General features: G+C 66.4%; 15 protein-coding genes and 1 pseudogene. 10 read left to right on the plus strand and 6 right to left on the minus strand.

Going from position 1 to position 18,386, the window contains the following annotated elements; translation table 11 throughout:
- Positions 1 to 135: 135 nt before the first annotated feature.
- Both C7C56_RS02345 and C7C56_RS28545 read right to left on the minus strand, forming a co-directional pair.
- On the minus strand, positions 136 to 417 hold the full coding sequence (locus tag C7C56_RS02345) for a PEP-CTERM sorting domain-containing protein (RefSeq protein WP_106755896.1): 282 nt from the start codon (positions 415 to 417) through the stop codon (positions 136 to 138).
- A gap of 226 nt (positions 418 to 643) precedes the next feature.
- Positions 644 to 781 carry a hypothetical protein gene (locus C7C56_RS28545; protein WP_181372986.1) on the minus strand — a complete coding sequence of 46 codons (138 nt, stop codon included), beginning with the start codon at positions 779 to 781 and terminating at the stop codon, positions 644 to 646.
- A 482-nt stretch (positions 782 to 1,263) separates the two neighbouring features.
- On the opposite strand from C7C56_RS28545, the gene C7C56_RS02350 reads away from it, so the two are divergent.
- On the plus strand, positions 1,264 to 3,228 hold the full coding sequence (locus C7C56_RS02350; protein ID WP_106755909.1) for an AAA family ATPase: 1,965 nt from the start codon (positions 1,264 to 1,266) through the stop codon (positions 3,226 to 3,228).
- Positions 3,229 to 3,266: 38 nt separating this feature from the next.
- Here the strand turns inward: C7C56_RS02350 and C7C56_RS02355 are convergent, their stop codons facing one another.
- Complete coding sequence (locus tag C7C56_RS02355; protein WP_106755897.1) at positions 3,267 to 4,400, minus strand: cation:proton antiporter domain-containing protein; 1,134 nt, start codon at positions 4,398 to 4,400, stop codon at positions 3,267 to 3,269.
- A 126-nt stretch (positions 4,401 to 4,526) separates the two neighbouring features.
- Between C7C56_RS02355 and C7C56_RS02360 the strand changes: the two genes are divergently transcribed.
- Complete coding sequence (locus tag C7C56_RS02360; RefSeq protein ID WP_181372987.1) at positions 4,527 to 4,886, plus strand: hypothetical protein; 360 nt, start codon at positions 4,527 to 4,529, stop codon at positions 4,884 to 4,886.
- A gap of 5 nt (positions 4,887 to 4,891) precedes the next feature.
- Here C7C56_RS02360 and C7C56_RS02365 read toward each other — a convergent pair whose 3' ends face one another.
- Positions 4,892 to 5,527, minus strand: a complete 636-nt coding sequence (locus tag C7C56_RS02365; RefSeq protein WP_106755898.1) for a TetR/AcrR family transcriptional regulator — start codon at positions 5,525 to 5,527, stop codon at positions 4,892 to 4,894.
- Between the two features lie 116 nt (positions 5,528 to 5,643).
- On the opposite strand from C7C56_RS02365, the gene C7C56_RS02370 reads away from it, so the two are divergent.
- The 4 genes from C7C56_RS02370 (at position 5,644) to C7C56_RS02385 (ending at position 10,060) form a co-directional block, all read left to right on the plus strand.
- On the plus strand, positions 5,644 to 6,471 hold the full coding sequence (locus tag C7C56_RS02370; RefSeq protein ID WP_106755899.1) for an SDR family NAD(P)-dependent oxidoreductase: 828 nt from the start codon (positions 5,644 to 5,646) through the stop codon (positions 6,469 to 6,471).
- Between the two features lie 88 nt (positions 6,472 to 6,559).
- A complete protein-coding gene (locus C7C56_RS02375) occupies positions 6,560 to 7,744 on the plus strand; it encodes a lipid-transfer protein (RefSeq protein ID WP_106755900.1) in 1,185 nt (394 codons plus the stop codon).
- A gap of 10 nt (positions 7,745 to 7,754) precedes the next feature.
- Positions 7,755 to 8,897 (plus strand): acyl-CoA dehydrogenase family protein, encoded by a 1,143-nt coding sequence (locus tag C7C56_RS02380; protein WP_229457919.1) that lies wholly within the window; start codon positions 7,755 to 7,757, stop codon positions 8,895 to 8,897.
- Positions 8,898 to 8,908: 11 nt separating this feature from the next.
- Complete coding sequence (locus tag C7C56_RS02385) at positions 8,909 to 10,060, plus strand: CaiB/BaiF CoA transferase family protein (RefSeq protein WP_106755902.1); 1,152 nt, start codon at positions 8,909 to 8,911, stop codon at positions 10,058 to 10,060.
- A gap of 239 nt (positions 10,061 to 10,299) precedes the next feature.
- Here the strand turns inward: C7C56_RS02385 and fabR are convergent, their stop codons facing one another.
- Positions 10,300 to 10,974 carry an HTH-type transcriptional repressor FabR gene (gene fabR / locus C7C56_RS02390; RefSeq protein WP_106755903.1) on the minus strand — a complete coding sequence of 225 codons (675 nt, stop codon included), beginning with the start codon at positions 10,972 to 10,974 and terminating at the stop codon, positions 10,300 to 10,302.
- 210 nt (positions 10,975 to 11,184) lie between these two features.
- Here fabR and C7C56_RS02395 point away from each other — a divergent pair, with 210 nt between their 5' ends.
- The 4 genes and pseudogenes from C7C56_RS02395 (at position 11,185) to C7C56_RS02415 (ending at position 17,909) form a co-directional block, all read left to right on the plus strand.
- Positions 11,185 to 12,267: a ferredoxin reductase gene (locus tag C7C56_RS02395; protein WP_106755904.1), complete on the plus strand. Its 1,083-nt coding sequence runs from the start codon at positions 11,185 to 11,187 to the stop codon at positions 12,265 to 12,267.
- A 56-nt stretch (positions 12,268 to 12,323) separates the two neighbouring features.
- Positions 12,324 to 13,478: a fatty acid desaturase family protein gene (locus tag C7C56_RS02400; RefSeq protein WP_106755905.1), complete on the plus strand. Its 1,155-nt coding sequence runs from the start codon at positions 12,324 to 12,326 to the stop codon at positions 13,476 to 13,478.
- 225 nt (positions 13,479 to 13,703) lie between these two features.
- Positions 13,704 to 15,719, plus strand: a pseudogene (locus tag C7C56_RS30650) (putative bifunctional diguanylate cyclase/phosphodiesterase).
- Positions 15,720 to 15,800: 81 nt separating this feature from the next.
- Complete coding sequence (locus C7C56_RS02415) at positions 15,801 to 17,909, plus strand: TonB-dependent receptor plug domain-containing protein (protein WP_181372988.1); 2,109 nt, start codon at positions 15,801 to 15,803, stop codon at positions 17,907 to 17,909.
- A gap of 12 nt (positions 17,910 to 17,921) precedes the next feature.
- Here the strand turns inward: C7C56_RS02415 and C7C56_RS02420 are convergent, their stop codons facing one another.
- Entirely contained in the window at positions 17,922 to 18,299 is a 378-nt protein-coding gene (locus C7C56_RS02420) for a YajD family HNH nuclease (protein ID WP_106755908.1), read from the minus strand.
- Between the last annotated feature and the right edge of the window lie 87 nt (positions 18,300 to 18,386).

Genomic DNA, 18,386 nt, shown 5'->3' on the forward strand with positions numbered 1-18,386 from the left:
ATTTAAGGGATGTTGTACTAGGCGCGGGCGCTGCCGGTTTTGGGCGCGCGGTTTACGCATGCGCCTGGCAAAAAAGCAGGCAAGGCGGGGAAGGGCGGACCGCAAGCAAACCGCAAGCGAACGCTTGCGGGCTGCTTATTTGAATTTTTCGTCGGTGATGCGGCTGGCACGGAAGCCGATCAGGCACAAGCCGAGCAACATCATGGCGAAGACCTGTGGTTCCGGCACGGTGGAGAAGTCGTGGTGGATGAACGCGGGCGGTACGGATGGGTTTTGCGCGGGCCTGGTGGCGTAGGCGCCCGCGATGCTTGGCTTGTGGGCGGATGCGACCGACACTTCGGTCACCGCGGCGTGGGCGATGCCCGCCCCCAGCGCCAGCGCCGCCGCAAGTGCCGTCGTGGATGCGAGAATGTTCACCTTGGCTCCTTAGTGGTCACCGGCAAGGGGTCTGCCGTGTCACCAAAAATGCTGCGCGGCGGTCCGGGACGGAACCGCGCCATCTGCCTGACTATTTAATCATGGACGGCCGTCCGGCGCTGCCCCGTTTCGATTGAAACGCGGCTTTTTGCGGGCGCTATTGCTTTGGCGCAGTCAGACGCGCGTGCCGGCGCCCCCATAGGCCCCTGCGCGCCGCAAGCGGTGCTCAGCTCTTGCTGTTTTGCGCCAACAAGCCGAGGCAGTAGGCCGAATCGGACAGGTCGACCGCCCCCATCAGCTCGTCCTCCACGTCGACGGCCGAAGTGGAGAACAGGCGCTGCAAATAGGTGGCGAGGCGTTTCATCGGACGGTCCTTGTTGAGTTTGAAGCAATGATGACTCTGGCATGCCAAAACGCCAAGTGCTGATACGAACTGTTACGAGTCACGTCGAAAAAATCACAAACCCGCACCAGACGCATCGGAAAGCGCGCCCGTCGTAGCAGGCCGCCAACCTTTCTTGCCAGCCCAATACGTCATCCAGTTGCCACTTGATCAAAAGCTGTTGCGGCGCAAAATTTTTTCGACATTGATGGGTATACCTGCCTTTTTTTTGACGGTATAGTCTCCATATCCCTATTGTCTTCAAGCACTAAAATAATGGTAAATGGTCACCTCCGGCCACACCATCGGCGGTGCGGCACGAACTAGCGGTGACGACGATTGCTGCCTTGGCATTCGGGAATTACAGGGTACGCACATTGCGCTCGGCCGCAACCGGCCCGCCCCGCGCCATGCACGACGATGTTCGCACCTTCTGCAGCGCCCACTATTTTGAGTTTTTCAACATGCCCAATCTCGCCAAACTTCAGATCGCCTTCAAGAATGCCTATGTGCGGCTTTTCACCGCGCTGCTGGTGGTCTTGGCCATCGGCCTGACGATCTACAAGTCCGACGTCGCGCAAGACCCCGCGCCGGTCGTCCATTCGCAAAACATTTCCGCCATCACCGGGCTGGTCGCGCAGCGGGCGCGCCTCGAATACCTGATGGTGGCCAAGCCCCTGTCCGATTCGCCGCGCTACATCTTCAAGTTCAAGGACGCGCCGCAGATCAATGTGGTCAAGGTGCCAAGCACCTCGCACCTGAGCCTCGAGCGTGAAATCCTGCTCAAGAACGCGATTCCCTATTCGATCGCCAAGAACGACTACCTCGCCTCGCACAAGGCGGTGCTCGTCGACGAGGGCCAGGAGGGCCTGATGGTCCAGACCCTGGGGTTCCTCAAGCTGCACGCCTTCAACATCCTCCTGATCTGCCTGGTCGTGTACGCGATCAAGTTCGGCATTCCAGGCACCGGCACGAACTCGGCCGTCATCACGCCCGACAAGCTGCGCGGCAGCATGGACGACCTGATCGGCATGGAAGACATCAAGCAGGAGGTGCTGCACCTCGAGGACATGATCCGCAACCGCGGCGAATACAAGTCGCACAACATCGACAAGCCCTTCAACGTCATGCTGACGGGCCCGGCCGGCACGGGCAAGACCAAGCTGGTCGGCTATCTTGCCAAAAAGCTCAATGTGCCGCTGATCCAGGCCTCCGGCTCGGCGCTCGAATCGGGTTATGTGGGCGGCGGCTCGAAGGCGCTCAACGCGCTCTACCGCAAGGCTTGCGCGCGCGGCAGTTGCATCATTTTCCTTGACGAGGCGCAATCGCTGTTCATGCCCCGCGGGCGCAGCGAGAGGAAGTATGACGACGACACCGCCAACACCCTGCTCGGCCTGCTCGACGGCGTCAAGAGCGACAAGGGCGCCGGCGTGATCTGGGTGGTGGCCTCGAACTTCGACGACGCCTCGTCCGACATGGACGAGGCGATGCTGCGCCGCTTCTCCGTGAAAATCAATTTCCGCCTGCCCAACAAGGGCGAGCGCGTCGAACTGCTCAAGAGCTTTCTGTCGCGCAAGAAGGAGGGGCTGGTCGACTGGGCCGACCTCGACCTCGGGCAGGTGGCCGAGATGACCGCCAACCTGAGCCCGGCGCTGCTCGAGACCGTCGTCGAGCGCGCCAGCATGATCTCGATCCAGGAAAAGTCGATCATCAACACCGACCTCATGTTCCGCGCCTACGAGCGCGCCACGATCGGCCTGACCGACCGCGCCACCACGGCCGAGAAGGACAAGCAGCGCGAGCGCGTCGCCCTGCACGAGCTGGGCCATTTCTTCATGCAGATCGACCCGCACCTGCGGGCCGGCATGTCGCTCGAGCAGGTCAAGCAGAAGTCGCACCTGCTCAAGATCAGCACCGAGTCCGTCTCCAAGCTCGGCGCGCTCGGCTATGTCCTGCAGTCGGGCGACGACGTGTCGCTGCGCACCCTAGAGGAACTCGAGCAGGATGTGATCCAGCTCTATGGCGGCGTCGCCGCCGAGGAACTTTTCTATGGCGCGCGCGGCATTTCGGTGGGCAGCCAGAACGACATCGAGAAGGCCACCAAGATGCTCAACCTGATGGTCAACCGCCTGTCGATGTATTCGCGCTCCAAGCTCGACTACACGCAGTTGCGCAACGAGGGCAGCGGCGAGCACACGGTGCGCCAGGTCGAGGAGAAGTCCGACGAGCTCTACAGCTACACGCTGGGCGCGATCCGCGACTACAAGGCGGTCATCGAATCGATCAAGGACATCTTGCTCGACCAGTATGTGTTGTCGAAGGATGCCGTGTTCGCCCTGCTCGAGGAGCGCCACGAGCTGCTCACGGGCTCGCTGGCGAGCGCGCGCGGCGCCGGCCTCAAACTGTGCGCCGAGGGCGCCGGCGCCTAAGCAGCAGTTCCCGCCCGCCCCCTCAGTGCGGCGCCCCCTCAGTGCGGCGCGGCCGCCTTGCCGAACGCCGCGGCCGCGTGCTGCGCCATGCTGTGGGCCAGTTCGCGTTCGTCGTTGACGATCACGGCGTTCGTATCCTCGCGCAACAGTTGCGCCTCCTCCTCGCTGTGGGTGCGCACCACGCAGGCGATCGCCGGATTGAGGGCGCGCGCGACCTCGATCATCGCGCGCACATGGAAGGTGTCGCGCGTGGCGATGACGAGCACGGCGGCGCGGGCGATATGGGCCTGGATCAGCACGGCGGGCTCGGCGGCGTCGCCGGCCACCGCCGCGAACCCGCGCTTGCGCAACAGTTCGACGAGCTCGTGGCTCAGTTCGGATTCGCGCAGGACCATGCCCGCGAAGAACGCGCCCAGCGCGAACGAGACCCCGAACAGCGCCGACGAGCCGTAGGCGATGCCGACCGCGGTGGCGACCACGGCCAGCGTGAACAGCTCGCGCGAGCCGGTGCGCGCGACCCGCCACAGGAACCATGGAAACAATTTGCGCCCCACGACCAGCATCAGGGCGACGAAGGTGGCGACCTGGCCGAGCGTGACCGCGAGCGTGGCGCCGAGGCTGCTGCCGGGCGCCGCCGGGGTGCCTCCGAGGAATCCCGACAGGGCCGGCAGCAACACCAGCACCAGCACCGTGACGAGGTCCTCGACCACCAGCCAGCCGACCGCGATGCGTCCGTTGAGCGAGCCGAGGATGCCGCGGTCCTCTAGCGCGCGCAGCAACACCACGGTGCTCGCCACCGACAGCGCCAGGCCGAACACCAGGCCGCCGCCGATGCTCCAGCCCCACATCGCCGACAGGCCGATGCCCATGGCGGTGGCGACGACGATCTGGAGCACGGCGCCGGGCAGGGCGATGCGGCGCACCTCGAGCAGGTCTTTGAGCGAGAAGTGCAGCCCGACCCCGAACATGAGCAGCATGACGCCGATCTCGGCGAGCTGGCCGGCCAGCGCGACGTCGGCCACGAAACCGGGCGTGGCCGGCCCGATCATGATGCCGGCGGCCAGGTAGCCGACCAGCGGCGGCAGCTTCAGGCGCGCGGCGAGCATGCCGAATATCAGGCCGAAGCCGAGCGCGGCCGCGATGGTCGTGATCAGGCTGATGTTGTGTGGCATGCGCGGCCGCTCCTCGCTGTTGATGGGTGCGCACAGTATACAGCCGCCTGTATTCGCTTGGCGGCAATAGGAGTAGTATTAAAGCGCAACTTGCGTCCTGCCGATAGTTCACCAGAAAGGTCCGCCATGCACATCGATCCTTCCACCGCCAACCGATTCACCTTCCTCGACAGCGAGCACCCGGAGCAGGGGGAGCTGTTGCCCGGGCGCGATCTGTTCACGGTCGCCGGCTACTTCGAGCCGACCCAGGCCCTGATCGTGCAGGGGTGCCTGGTCGCGGCCGGCATTCCAGCGGTCGTGGCCGACGCCAACCTGGTGCAGGCGCATTTTTTGTGGGCCAACGCGCTCGGTGGCGTGCGCATCCGCGTGCCGCAATGCCATGTGCAGGAATCGTTGCAGATCATCGCCGCCTTCGAGCGCGGCGAGTTCGCGCTCGACGAGGACACCGACATCGGCACCGACACCGGCACCGACGAGAAAACCTGAAGCGCCTAGGGCATGGTGGCGAGCGCGACGAGCACCTTGCGCAGGCTGGCGCGCACGGCCATGAATTCCCCGCGGCGTGCGTGCTTGTCGAGGCGGAACAGCATCAGCCCCTCGACCTGGGCCACCATCAGGATGGCGCGCTGCATGGTTTCCTCATCCGAAATATCGGGATTGAGTCCGCGGATCAGGTGGTAGATGGTCTTGCGTTCGCGCGCGAGCATCTTGTCCATCAGCGCCGAGGCGAAGGCGTTGCGCGAGGCCAGCGCCCAGATCTCGAAGAAGGTCGCGTGCGTGACGGGATCGGTGATCTCGTCGAGGAACATATCTGTCGTCGACAAGAAGCGCTCCATGCGCGAGGCGCTGGTCATGGCCGCGGAGATGCCGTCGATGTTGGCCTGGAAGACATCCATCGTGTACAGCAATACGGCTTCGAGCAGGGCGTCCTTGCTGCCGTAATAGTGCTGCACGTTCGACAGGCTCATGCCGACCTCGTTTGCCACGCGGCGCATCGACAGGCCGGCGTAGCCCTCGGCGGCGAGGATGCTCCTCGCGGCGTGCAAAATGTCGGCCACGCGCCCGAGGCCTTTCCCGGTGGTCGCGGAGGGCTTGGTTTTGTTGGCGCTGGGAAGGGTGGTCGGCATGCGGCGATTATCGCATGGGGGCGTTTAAAATAGGTCGCCTGACCTTTTGGTTGCGCGGTCCCCGCGGTTGCGACGCGCATGGCCTATAATTTTCGCAACCATCGAAAGGGTATCCCATGTCCAAACTCGCAGGAAAAGTCGCACTCGTATCAGGCTCGGGCCGCGGCATCGGCCGCGCCATCGCGCTCAAACTGGCCGGCGAGGGCGCGCGCCTCGTCATCAACGACCTCGACGCCGAACCGGCCACCGCGGTCGTCGCCGAGATCCGCGCCCTCGGCGGCGAGGCCGTCGCCTGCGTCGGCAACGTCACCGACGCCGACTTCGGCGAGCGCTTCGTCCAGTGCGCGCTGGAGAACTTCAACGGCCTCGACATCATCGTCAACAACGCCGGCTACACCTGGGACAATGTGATCCAGAAAATGAGCGACGAGCAGTGGTACGCGATCATGGACGTGCACCTGACGGCGCCGTTCCGCATCCTGCGCGCGGCCCAGCCCTTCCTGCGCGCCTTCAGCAAGGCCGAGCAGGAGGCGGGGCGCGAGGTGTTCCGCAAGGTGGTCAACATCTCCTCGGTCGCCGGGCTCGGCGGCAACGCCGGGCAGGTCAACTACTCGGCGGCCAAGGCCGGCATCGTCGGCATGACCCTGGCGCTGGCCAAGGAATGGGGCCGCATGAAGGTCAACGTCAACTGCGTCGCCTTCGGCCTGATCAAGACCCGCCTGACCGAGGCCAGCGCCGCCGGCAACACCAGCGTGAGCATCGCCGGGCGCGACATCAAGGTCGGCGTCAACCCCGAGCTGATGTCGATGATGGAGCGCTCGATCCCGCTGGGCCGCGCCGGCACCCCGGAGGAGGCCGCCAACGCCGTCTACCTGCTGTGCACCCCCGAGGCCGACTACATCAGCGGCCAGACCGTCACCTGCGGCGGCGGCATCTCGATTTAAACTGCGCTTTGCGAAATAGTACGGTTGACCTATAATCGAATTTATAGGTCGTACGACCCATTTCAATTTTTGCATCCAGGAGCCAGCTATGAGCCGTAAAGTCTATGTCACCGGCGTGGGCATGATCCCGTTCGCCAAGCCGGGCGCGAGCGCGTCGTACGACCAGATGGGCGCGCTGGCCGGGCGGCAGGCGTTGGGCGACGCCGGCATCGCCTACGACAAGGTCGAGCAGGCCTACGCCGGCTACGTCTACGGCGACTCGACCTGCGGCCAGATGGCGCTGTACCAGCTCGGCATGACCGGGATCCCGGTGTTCAACGTCAACAACAACTGCTCGACCGGCTCGACCGCCCTGTTCCTGGGGCGCCAGGCGATCGAGAGCGGCGCCGCCGAGTGCGTGCTGGTGCTCGGCTTCGAGCAGATGGGCGCGGGCGCGCTCGGCTCGGTGTTCAAGGACCGTCCGAGCCCGTTCGCGCCGTTCGACGCCGTCACCGACAAGCTGATCGGCATGCCCGAGATACCGCTCGCGCTGCGCTACTTCGGCGGCGCCGGCCAGGCCCACATGCAAAAGTACGGCACCCCTTTGAGCGCCTTCGCCAAGATCCGCGCCAAGGCCAGCCGCCACGCCGCGAACAATCCGCTGGCCTTGTTGCGCAAGGTGGTCACGCCCGAGGACGTGCTCGAGTCGCCGCCGCTGTGGCCGGGCGTGATGACGCGCCTGATGGCCTGCCCGCCGACCTGCGGCGCCGCCGCCGCCGTGCTGGTGTCGGAGGCGTTCGCGCGCAGGCACGGCCTGAAAGCCGACGTGTTCATCGCCGGCCAGGCCATGACGACCGACCGCCCCGGCACCTTCGACTCGGGCGACATGATGCGCCTGGTCGGCTACGACATGACGCGCGAGGCGGCCGACAAGGTCTACGCGCAGGCCGGCATCGGCCCCGACGACATCGACGTCGTCGAGCTGCACGACTGCTTCGCCCAGAACGAACTGATCACCTACGAAGGCCTGCGGCTGTGCCCCGAGGGCGGCTCCGCCAAGTTCATCGACGACGGCGACAACACCTACGGCGGCAGGGTGGTCACCAATCCATCGGGCGGGCTGCTCTCGAAGGGGCACCCGCTGGGCGCGACCGGCCTGGCCCAGTGCTACGAACTGACGCACCAGCTGCGCGCCACCGCCGGCGAGCGCCAGGTGGCGGGCGCGCGGGTCGCGCTGCAGCACAACCTCGGCCTCGGTGGCGCCTGCGTGGTCACCCTGTACCAAGCCGCATAAGGTGGACGCCATGGACACCACCTCACCCTGGATGGACGCAGAACTCGAAGGCTTGCGCGACGCCACGCGCCGTTTCGTCGCGAGCGAAGTCACGCCGCACCAGGAGCGCTGGCGTAAGCAGCAGCACGTCGACCGCGAGCTGTGGAACAAGGGCGGCGAGATGGGCATCCTGCTGGCCGACATCCCCGAGCAGTACGGCGGCTCCGGCGGCACCTTCGCGCACCAGGCGGTGGTGTTCGAGGAGCTCGGCTACGCGGGCGACATGGCGTTCGGCATCCACGTGCACGCGATCGTCGCGCATTACATCCTGAACCAGGGCACCGAGGCGCAAAAACTCAAGTACCTGCCCAGGCTGGCCAGCGGCGAGATGGTGGCCGCGATCGCGATGTCGGAACCGGGCGCCGGATCCGACCTCAAAGGCATCCGCACCACGGCGGTGGCGGGCGCCGACGGCTACCGCGTCAACGGCTCCAAGACCTTCATCTCGAACGGCTACCTCGCCGATTTGATCGTGGTGGTGGTCAAGACCGACGCCGACGCCGGCCACAAGGGCGTGTCGCTGCTGCTGCTCGAGACGCGCGACAACCCGGGTTTCCGGGTCGGACGCATCCTCGAAAAAGTCGGGCAGAAGGGGCAGGACACCTGCGAGCTGTTCTTCGACGACGCCCATGTGGCGCTCGACAACGTGCTTGGCGGCGTCGAGGGCAGGGGCTTCTCGCAGCTCATGACCGAGCTGCCCTACGAGCGCACCATCCTCGGCGTCGCCGGCGTGGCCGCGATCGAGCGTGCGCTGCAGCTGACGATCGAGCACACGCGCGAACGCAAGGCCTTCGGGCAGGCCCTGATCGAGATGCAGAACACGCGCTTCGTGCTGGCCGAGATCAAGACCGAGGCCACCATCGCGCGCATCTTCATCGACCGCTGCATCGAGGACATGATCGCCGGCCGCATGGACGCGGTGCGCGCATCGATGGCCAAGTACTGGATTTCGGACTTGCAGTGCAAGGTCATCGACCAGTGCGTGCAGCTGTTTGGCGGCTACGGCTACATGCTCGAGTACCCGATCGCCCAGATGTATGTGGACGCGCGGGTGCAGCGCATCTACGGCGGCGCCAACGAGATCATGAAAGAAATCATCGCACGTTCACTGTAGGGAGCACCCGCATGGCCGGACCGCTGGCAGGCGTTCGCGTTGTTGAAATGGTGGGCTTGGGACCGTGTCCGTTCGCCGCCATGATGTTGGCCGACATGGGCGCGGAGGTGATCCGGATCGACCGCCATGGCGCGGCCGGCGCGGCCGGCGCGTTCTCGTTTTTGGGCACCAGGCACGACGTGATGGCGCGCGGGCGGCGCTCGCTGGCGCTGGACCTCAAGCAGGCCGGCGCGCGCGGGGTGCTGCTGCGATTGCTCGGCAAGGCCGACGTGCTGCTTGAGGGCTTCCGCCCGGGTGTGATGGAGCGGCTCGGTTTTGGGCCCGATGTGTGCCACGCGCGCAATCCAAAGCTGGTCTATGGGCGCGTCACGGGCTGGGGCCAGCACGGCCCGCTGGCGCAGGCGGCCGGACACGATCTCAATTACATCGCGCTGACCGGCATGCTGCATGCGATGGGCCGCGCGGGCGAGCCGCCGGCGCCACCGTTGAATTTGGTGGGCGACTTTGGCGGCGGCGCCATGATGATGGCGTTCGGCGTGGTCTGCGCCGTGCTCGAGGCGCGCGCTTCGGGCAGGGGGCAGGTGGTCGACGCGGCCATGACCGACGGCGCGGCATTGCTCGGCGCGATGATGTACGGCCTGCGCGCGCACGGTTCGTGGAGCGACGCGCGCGGGGCCGACCTGCTCGATGGCGGCGCGCCGTTCTACGCCAGCTATGCCTGCGCCGACGGCAAGTTCATCACGGTCGGTTCGCTCGAGCCGCAGTTTTACGCCTTGCTGCTCAAGCTGATTGGAGCGACCGACGCCGCGTTCGAGGCGCAGATGGAGGCCGGCGGCTGGCCGGGACTCAAGGCGCGCTTCGAAGCCATTTTCGCAGGTCGCACACGCGCGCAGTGGTGCGAACTGTTGGAGGGGGCCGACGTGTGTTTCGCGCCGGTGCTCGACATGGCCGAGGCGCCGGGGCATCCGCACAATGTGGCGCGCGCGGCGTTTATCGAGGTCGATGGCGTGGTGCAGCCGGCGCCGGCGCCGCATTTCAGCCGCACGGTGCCCGAGGTGTCTTCGGGGCCGGCGAGCGCCGGCCAGCACAGCGCGCAGATTTTGGCCGATTGGGGCTGGAGCGCGCAGGACGTCGCCGCGCTGGCAGCGCAGCGCGTAATCTGACAACGGCCGGCCAACACCAATGCCGCCGCGGTACTCCCCCACCGTCATTCCTGCCATTGGCAGAAATGACTCCCCGCGCAAGCGGGGACCCATACGGAGCTTGTCCCAACGTGCAGTGGGTACCTTTAGGCCCGGGCGCTGTGGGCTGGATTTTTGGACGGCGCAGAACTGCAAGCTCATGATGGGTCCCCGCCTTCGCGGGGAGGACGGTGGGGGGCGGGGATGACGGTGGGTGGGGGCTAAGGACGGTGGCTGGCCGGACGCTCTTTCCACTGGCCCGCGCCGAGCAAAATGATCTGCAACTGGCGCACGAAGTTCTCCGCCATCTCGTGCTCCAGCAAGGGCTGCTCCGGCGGCAGGTCGAGGATGTCGGTGGCCGCCGCCAGCATGGTCATCACGATCAGCCCGCACACCATCTGCAGGCGCGCCGTCGGCAGTTCCCGGTACAGCCCCAAAGTGCGGAAATCCTGCGCCATCTCGTTGGTGAAATGCGTCACGTCGTTGCGGATCGCCAGCCGCAGCACCCGGCTGCCGCCCGAACGCTCGCTTGAAATGAACAAAAACTGCAGCCGGTTCGCCTTCACGTAGGCCTGGTACACCCGCACCGAGCGGCGCAGGATGTCGCCCTGCGCCAGCTCCACCTGGCGCGCCTCGCGCAGCAGACGGCGCAGCGTGATCCCGACCTCCTCGACCAGTTCGAGTCCGAGTTCGTCGGTGCTGCGGAAGTGCCGGTAGAACGCGTTCGGCACCATCCCCGCCTGGCGCGCTATCTCGCGCAGCGCGAGGCTGGTGAAACTGCGCCCCTCGCCGACCAGCGTGAGCGCGGCGTCGAGCAGCACGCGCCGGGTCGCGGCCTTGCGTTCGCTGCGGCTCGGCGCGTCGGCGCGGGCCGGTTCAAGTTCGTGGTCAGCCATCTGCGCCTTGTTTGTGTACGGGTGTGTTCGCATTCTACACGCGAAAAACCGCGATTCCACCCGCAAGTAACCTTTGTAAATGCGAGGAACTCCTCTAAATCCCGGCCAAATTCTTGACGCTCGGTGTACAGGTGTACACAATGCACGCTGTTGAGATGTGCTGCCATTCCGGCGGACGCGTCATGACACTCCTTTTCAGGGACGACTTCAATGGCTTCCATCAGCGCCGGTTTTGGCAATCTGCTCGACATGTTCACCTATCCACTGCGCCACTCGCACTACCTCGAGCTGGTCAACCCGCTGTGGACGCAGCACGTGCTCAAGGCGCGCGTGGTGGGCGTCTGGGACGACACCGCCGACACCCGCACGCTCACATTGCGCCCGGGCCGCGGCTGGCGCAGCCACCGCCCCGGCCAGTTTGTGCGGCTCGGCGTGCCGATCGACGGCATGCGCCACACGCGCACCTATTCGATATCGTCGGCGCCGGCGCGCACCGACGGCTGCATCACCGTCACCATCAAGGCGATCAAGGGCGGGCGCGTGTCGCAGCACCTGGCGCGCCGCGTCAAGGTCGGCGACTACCTGCCGCTGGGCGAGCCGCAGGGCGAGTTCGTGCTGCCCGACTCGATGCCGGTGCATCCCCTGTTCATCACGGCCGGCAGCGGCATCACCCCGGTCATGAGCATGTTGCGCGGCTATGTCATGGAGTACGAGGTCCTGCCCGACATCGCGCACATGCACTACGCCCCGCACGCGCTCGACGTGATATTCGGCGCCGAGCTGCGCAAGCTCGAGGCGGGCCAGCCGCACTACCGGCTGCACCCTTTCTACACGCGCGGCGGCGGCGGCGACGCCCACTTCAGCGCCAAACAACTCGAACTGGCCTGCCCCGACTGGCGCGAGCGCGAAGTGTGGGCCTGCGGCCCGGCCAGCCTGCTCGACGCGCTCGAGGCGCATTGGGCGCGGGCCGGCCTGTCGCGCCAGCTGCACGTGGAGCGCTTCCGCGCCAAGCTGGCCGCCACGCCGGCGGCGGGCGCCAAAGGGCGCGTGTTGTTCGCCGTGAGCCAGGTCGCGGCGGCCTCCGACGGCAGCACCAATTTGTTGCGCGTGGCCGAGGACGCCGGACTCAATCCGGCGCACGGCTGCCGCATGGGCATCTGCCACGGCTGCGACACGAAGCTCGTGAGCGGCTGCGTGCGCGACCTGCGCACCGGCGCCCTCATCAACGAACCCGGCGACACGGTGCAAGTGTGCGTCTGCGCCGCCGTCGGCGACGCCGAACTGGCGCTCTGAACCCGCTCTGAACCCGCTCTGAACCCGTTCTGAACCCACACTCACAGGAACCCACCATGTCGATGCCCTCCCACCTGACGCACGCCGAGATCGAAGAATTCGGCCGCGAGATCGAAGCGGTCCGCACCGAAGTCATGGACAGCCGCGGCGAGAGCGACGCGCGCTACATCCACCGCCTGATCAAGGTGCAGCGCAGCCTGGCGCTGGGCGGGCGCCTGGTCATCTACGCCAGCCTGGCCTTTTTGCCGCAGTGGAGCCACGCGCTGGCCGGCCCGCACCTGTTCTGGCCCGTGATCGCGCTCGGCACGCTGATGCTCGGCTGCGCCAAGATCCTCGAGAACATGGAGATCGGCCACAACATCTCGCACGCCCAGTGGGACTGGCTGCGCGACCCGGCGATCCAGTCGGGCAGCTGGGAGTGGGACCATGTGTGCCCGTCCGACCAGTGGAAGCATTCGCACAACGTCAAACACCACACTTGGACCAATGTGTTCGGCAAGGACGCCGACGTCGGCGGCTATGGCCTGCTGCGCCTTTTCTCGGCGCAGCGCTGGAGGCCCTTCAACCTGGGCAATCCGGTGTACGCCCTGGTGCTGGCGCTGCTGTTCGAGTGGGGCATCGCGATCCAGGAGCTCGAGCTGGGCCGCATCTGGAGCGGGCGCCAGAGCTTCGAGAGCATCCGCGGCCTGTGGGAGAAAACGCGCGCCAAAATGGCGCGCCAGATCCTCAAGGACTACATCCTGTTTCCGCTGCTGGCCGGGCCGTTCTTCCTGATCGTGTGCGGCGCCAACGCCGTGGCCAACGTGATCCGCAACCTGTGGACCTACCTGATCATTTTTTGCGGGCATTTCCCGATGGGCGTGCACGTGTTCACCAAAGACGAGGTCGAGAACGAAACCCGGCCGCGCTGGTATGTGCGCCAGCTGCTGGGCTCGTGCAACATCGGTGGCGGCAAACTGTTCCACATCATGAGCGGCAACCTGAGCCACCAGATCGAGCATCATTTATTCCCGGACATGCCGAGCAACCGCTATCCCGAGGTGGCGCCGCGCGTGCGCGCCCTGTGCGTGCGCTACCGCCTGCCGTACAACACCGGTTCGCTCACGCGCCAGTTCGGCACCACCGTGCTGCGCATCCTGCGCATGACGTTTCCCGGGCACAGCACATTCCTCGACGGTGAGTGCGCGGTGCCAAAGGCCATGTCCGCCTAGGCGCCACGGGCGCCGGTGCGCCGAACCAATTTCCGCTTTTCCGATCTTACTAGGTTTGGATGGCCGGAGGCCGACATGGAACCCAAGCCGGAGGCGGACCTGAGCCTCGCCGCATTTATCGACGGCAACGAGGAGGCGATTTTCAAACGTTGGGAGCGCTTCGCCAGGGGCATTCCAGCGGCGCGCCATCTCGACCACTCGGCGCTGCGCGACCACGCGGCCGGCATGCTGGCGACGATCGCAGCCGACCTGCGCGCCGCGCAAACGCCGCTCGAGCAGTCCGAGAAATCCAAGGGGCGCGCGCCTCGCCTTGTCGGCAGCACCCAGGCCGAGCTCCACGGCGCCGAGCGGGTCGGCCTGGGCTTCAGCGTCAACGACGCGATCGCCGAATTCCGCGCCCTGCGCGCCAGCGTGCTCCAGCTCTGGGGCGAGGCCAACAAGGCCGCGCTGTCGAGCGCGGGCGAGAAGCTGACCCGCTTCAACGAGGCGGTCGACCAGGCGCTGGCCGATTCGGTCGCACGCTTCGCCATCGAGAAGGACGAATACACGCGCCGCCTCGACACGCTGCTGTCGTCCTCGCCCGACCTGCACTACATCGTCGGCGTCGACGGACGCCTGCTCTACGCGAACCACGCGCTGAGCAATCTGCTGGGCATCCCGCAGCACCTGGTCCCGGGCCGGAACATCGACGACCTGTGCCCCGAACTGGTGCCGCGCTTCCGGCGCGACCTGCGCCAGGTGACCGAGACGGGCGAACCGCTGCGCGCCGAGATGCGCCGGCCGGGGTCGGACGGGGCTGAGGTCACCTACCGCTATGTGTTCCTGCCGGTGCTGGGCGACGACGGGCGGGTCGACTCGGTCTCGGGCACGGCGCGCAACATCTCCGAGATCAAGGCGTACGAGGAGAAAATCCACCGCAACGCCTACTACGACAGCCTGACCGGGCTGCCCAACCGCGCGCTGTTCCAGGACCGCCTCGAGCAGAACGTCAAGCATGCCGCGCGCACGGGCCACGCGCTGGCGCTGATATTCATCGACCTCGACGGCTTCAAGGAGGTCAACGACCGCTCCGGCCACGCCGCCGGCGACGAGCTGCTCAAGGAGTGCGCGCGCCGGATCGGCGGCTGCGTGCGCGGCACCGACACCGTGGCCCGCATCGGCGGCGACGAATTCACCGTGATCCTGAGCGAGGTGAACGACATCCTGCACGTTGAAATCCTGGCCAAGTCCATCCTCGACGAGCTGGCCAAGCCGTTCGTGATCGGCGCGGCCAGCTATTACGTCTAGGGCAGCATGGGCATCACCCTGTGCCCGCAGGACGGCTGCACGCCCGAGGAGCTGCTGCGCAACGCCGACCAGGCGATGTACGTGGCCAAGCAGGCGGGCCGCAACCGCTTCAGTTTTTTCACCTCCGGCATGCGCGACTCGGCGTGGGCGCGCCTCAAGACCATCGACGAGCTGCGTCAGGCGCTGGTGCAGCGCCAGTTGGTGGTGTACTACCAGCCGATCGTCGACCTGGCCAGCGGCGAGATCGTCGAGGCCGAGGCGCTGGTGCGCTGGCACCATCCGCAGGGCAGGCTGGTTCTCCCCGACGAATTCATCGGGCTGGCCGAGCAGACCGGCTTGATCGGCGAAATCGGCTCGTGGGTGCTGGGCGAGGCGATCGAGCACGCGCGCCAGTGGAGCGCGATGCTTGGCCACCCGTTCCAGATCAGCGTGAACAAGTCGCCGGTCGAATTCATGAGCGTGGCCATGATGAAAAGCTGGGACAGCGACCTGGCCGTGCTGGGACGGGCGCGCGACCAGATCGCCGTCGAGATCACCGAGGGCATTTTGCTCAACGACTCGCGCGCCGTGCGCGAGCGGCTCGCCAAGCTGCAGCAGGCCGGCGTGCAGTTCACGATCGACGACTTCGGGATCGGCTATTCGTCGATGTCCTACCTTAAAAAATTCAAGGTCGACTTCCTGAAGATCGACCAGTCCTTCGTCAAGGACATGATGCAAAGCAACGACAGCGGCGTCTTTGCCGAAACCATCATCGTGATGGCCCACAAGCTCGGGCTCAAGGTCATCGCCGAGGGGGGCGAGACGGTCGAGCAGCGCGACTGGCTCAGGGCGATGGAATGCGACTACGCGCAGGGTTTTCTGTTCTCCGCGGCCGCGCCGTCGGAGTGCTTCACGCGCATGCTCAAGACGCCCCCCTTCGACCCCGGCCGGCCGTGGTCCCCCGGGACCTGCTGATATTTTTTAAGCGCCGGCTTCCAAGTCGCGCGGATATGCGTTAAATTGACATCCATGTAACACTCACATTGGATGGGCGATTTGCATACGCACTCTACGTGGCTTAAGTCCCTGCTGCCGGCAGCATTGCTGCTCGCTGGCGCGGGTGCAATCGCGCAGCCCCTCGACGAGGACGAACTGGCGCTAAGCTACGGCGACAACACCCAAGTGAGCATCGCCACCGGCAGCGCGCAGGCGGTCAGCCACGCGCCCGCGACGGCCACCGTGATCACCGCGCGCGAAATCAAGGCCATGGGCGCGACCGACCTGGACCAGGTGCTCGAGAGCGTGCCGGGCCTGCATGTGTCGGTCTCGCACCTGGCCTACGCCCCCATCTACAGCCTGCGCGGCAGCTTCACCAACTTCAATCCGCAGGTGCTCATGCTGGTCAACGGTCTGCCGATCACGAATATCTTCGCCGGCAACCGCAGCTTCGCCTGGGGCGGCATGCCGGTCGAGAACATCGCGCGCGTCGAGGTCATCCGCGGCCCCGGCTCGGCCCTGTACGGCGCCGACGCCTACGCCGGCGTGATCAACGTCATCACCAAGCGGGCCGCCGACATAGACGGCCTCGAGGCGGGGGCGCGCGTGGGCAGCTTCAAGTCGCGCGACGCGTGGCTGCAATACGGCGGCAGGCTCGGCGCGCTGAGCGCCGCGTTCTACCTGCGCGCCGGCAGCAGCGACGGCGCGCGCCGCATCATCGAGGAGGATTCCCAGACCCGGCTCGACGCCATTTTTGGCACCAGCGCCTCGCTCGCGCCGGGGCCGCTGAACGTGGGGCGCGAGGCGATCGACGTGCGCGCCGACCTCGCCTACGGCAAATGGCGCTGGCGCTCGGCCTATCAAAAGCGCGATGTCGGCGTCGGCGCCGGCGTCGCCGAAAGCGTCGACCCCTTTGGCCGCATTCCCGAGACGCGTTTTTACACCGACCTCTCGTACGAGCATGCCGGCGTGCTGCCACACTGGGACGCCAGCGTGGTGCTGGGCTACTACGATTTACGCGAGGCGCCAGGCGAGCCCGCATTCCGCCTGTTCCCGGCGGGCGCCTTTGGCGGTGCCTTCCCCGACGGCGTGATCGGCAACCCGGGCCACTACGAGCGCAACACCTCGCTCACGGCGTCGGCCGTGTACACGGGCCTGGCGCGGCACCGCGTGCGCATCGGCGTGGGCCACCGCATCGCCGACCTGTATGGCGCGCCCGAATTCAAAAACTTCAACCTGGTGGTCGTTCCCGGGGTCGGCCCCGTGTTCGAGCCGCTCGGGAGCGTCGTCGACGCCACCCATGTGCCGGAACTGGGCTACCTGACCCCGCACAAGCGCCGGCTCAGCTACGTGTTTTTGCAGGACGAATGGGCGCTGGCGCCGGATTGGTCGCTCACCTCCGGCGTGCGCCACGACGCCTATTCGGACTTCGGCTCGACCACCAATCCGCGGCTGGCGCTGGTCTGGGACGCGGCCTTCAACGTGGTGGTCAAGGCGATGCACGGGCGCGCCTTCCGGGCGCCGGCGCTGACCGAGCAGTACACGATCAACAACCCGGTCAACATCGGCAACCCCGCGATCCGCCCCGAGACCATCGCCACGAGCGAGCTCGCGTTCTTGTGGAAGGCGGCCGACAGCGTGCAGACCGGCCTGACCCTGTACCGCCACCGCATGCGCGATATCATCGCCGCCACGGCCAATCCCGATCCGAGCACCGGCAAGACGTTCCGCAACACGGCCGACCAGAGCGGACGCGGATTCGAGCTGGAGGGGCAGTGGGACGCGGGCCGCGCCGTGCGCGTGAGCGGCAGCTGGTCGGTGCAGCACAGCCTCGACGAGATGACGGGCAAGGACCCGGGATTGGCGCCGCGCCAGCGCCTGTTCGCGCGCGCCGACTGGCGCCCGAGTCCGGAGTGGGAATTGGGCGGAACGCTCAACCACGTGGCCGACCGCCGCCGCGAGCCGGACGATACGCGCCCGCAACTGGCCGACTACACGACGCTCGACATGAGCTTGCGGCGCCTGGCCGGGGCCTGGGAGCTGCGCGCCACGGTGCTCAATTTGTTCAACCGCGACGTGCGCGAGCCGAGCCTGGCGCCGGGCAATATCCGCTACGACTTGCCGATGCCGAAGCGCTCGCTCAGTTTCGAGATCACGCGGCGCTTGTGATTGGCCAGGGTATCACGGCGGGTCTTTTTTCTTCATCAAGCCGGCGAGCGCCGCAAACGGATTGTGCGTGGCGGGCGCCACCTCCGCCGAGAGCAGGCCCGCGCCGCGGTCGGCCTCGAGATAGCGCGAGTGCTCATTGTCGTGGCAGTACAGGCATAACAACTCCCAATTGGAGCCGTCCGGCGGATTGTTATCGTGGTTGTGGTCGCGGTGGTGCACCGTCAGCTGCGACACGTTCGCATGCGTGAACTCGCGCATGCAGCGGCCGCATACCCAGGGATACATTTTGAGCGAGCGTTCGCGGTAACCCATATCGCGCGTCTCAGCCGCGCGGCGCGCGTCGGCGACGACTTTGTCGAGCCGGGCGGCGTCTGGTTTTTTGCTTTGCATAATGGCCACGCACTTTCATCAGGATTGCGGCGCAAGGTCGCGCCGCGTGCTTGATTGTCGCAGAAATCGCGGGGCGGTGGCGATAGT

Source organism: Massilia glaciei (assembly GCF_003011895.2).
Taxonomy (GTDB): Bacteria; Pseudomonadota; Gammaproteobacteria; order Burkholderiales; family Burkholderiaceae_D; genus Telluria_A; species Telluria_A glaciei.

What these genes read in the sequence shown, in the direction of transcription:
- C7C56_RS28545 (WP_181372986.1), bottom strand. Translation starts at nt 781, where the DNA reads ATGAAACGCCTCGCCACCTATTTGCAGCGCCTGTTCTCCACTTCGGCC.
- C7C56_RS02350 (WP_106755909.1), top strand. Translation starts at nt 1,264, where the DNA reads ATGCCCAATCTCGCCAAACTTCAGATCGCCTTCAAGAATGCCTATGTG.
- C7C56_RS02355 (WP_106755897.1), bottom strand. Translation starts at nt 4,400, where the DNA reads ATGCCACACAACATCAGCCTGATCACGACCATCGCGGCCGCGCTCGGC.
- C7C56_RS02360 (WP_181372987.1), top strand. Translation starts at nt 4,527, where the DNA reads ATGCACATCGATCCTTCCACCGCCAACCGATTCACCTTCCTCGACAGC.
- C7C56_RS02365 (WP_106755898.1), bottom strand. Translation starts at nt 5,527, where the DNA reads ATGCCGACCACCCTTCCCAGCGCCAACAAAACCAAGCCCTCCGCGACC.
- C7C56_RS02370 (WP_106755899.1), top strand. Translation starts at nt 5,644, where the DNA reads ATGTCCAAACTCGCAGGAAAAGTCGCACTCGTATCAGGCTCGGGCCGC.
- C7C56_RS02375 (WP_106755900.1), top strand. Translation starts at nt 6,560, where the DNA reads ATGAGCCGTAAAGTCTATGTCACCGGCGTGGGCATGATCCCGTTCGCC.
- C7C56_RS02380 (WP_229457919.1), top strand. Translation starts at nt 7,755, where the DNA reads ATGGACACCACCTCACCCTGGATGGACGCAGAACTCGAAGGCTTGCGC.
- C7C56_RS02385 (WP_106755902.1), top strand. Translation starts at nt 8,909, where the DNA reads ATGGCCGGACCGCTGGCAGGCGTTCGCGTTGTTGAAATGGTGGGCTTG.
- fabR (WP_106755903.1), bottom strand. Translation starts at nt 10,974, where the DNA reads ATGGCTGACCACGAACTTGAACCGGCCCGCGCCGACGCGCCGAGCCGC.
- C7C56_RS02395 (WP_106755904.1), top strand. Translation starts at nt 11,185, where the DNA reads ATGGCTTCCATCAGCGCCGGTTTTGGCAATCTGCTCGACATGTTCACC.
- C7C56_RS02400 (WP_106755905.1), top strand. Translation starts at nt 12,324, where the DNA reads ATGTCGATGCCCTCCCACCTGACGCACGCCGAGATCGAAGAATTCGGC.
- C7C56_RS02420 (WP_106755908.1), bottom strand. Translation starts at nt 18,299, where the DNA reads ATGCAAAGCAAAAAACCAGACGCCGCCCGGCTCGACAAAGTCGTCGCC.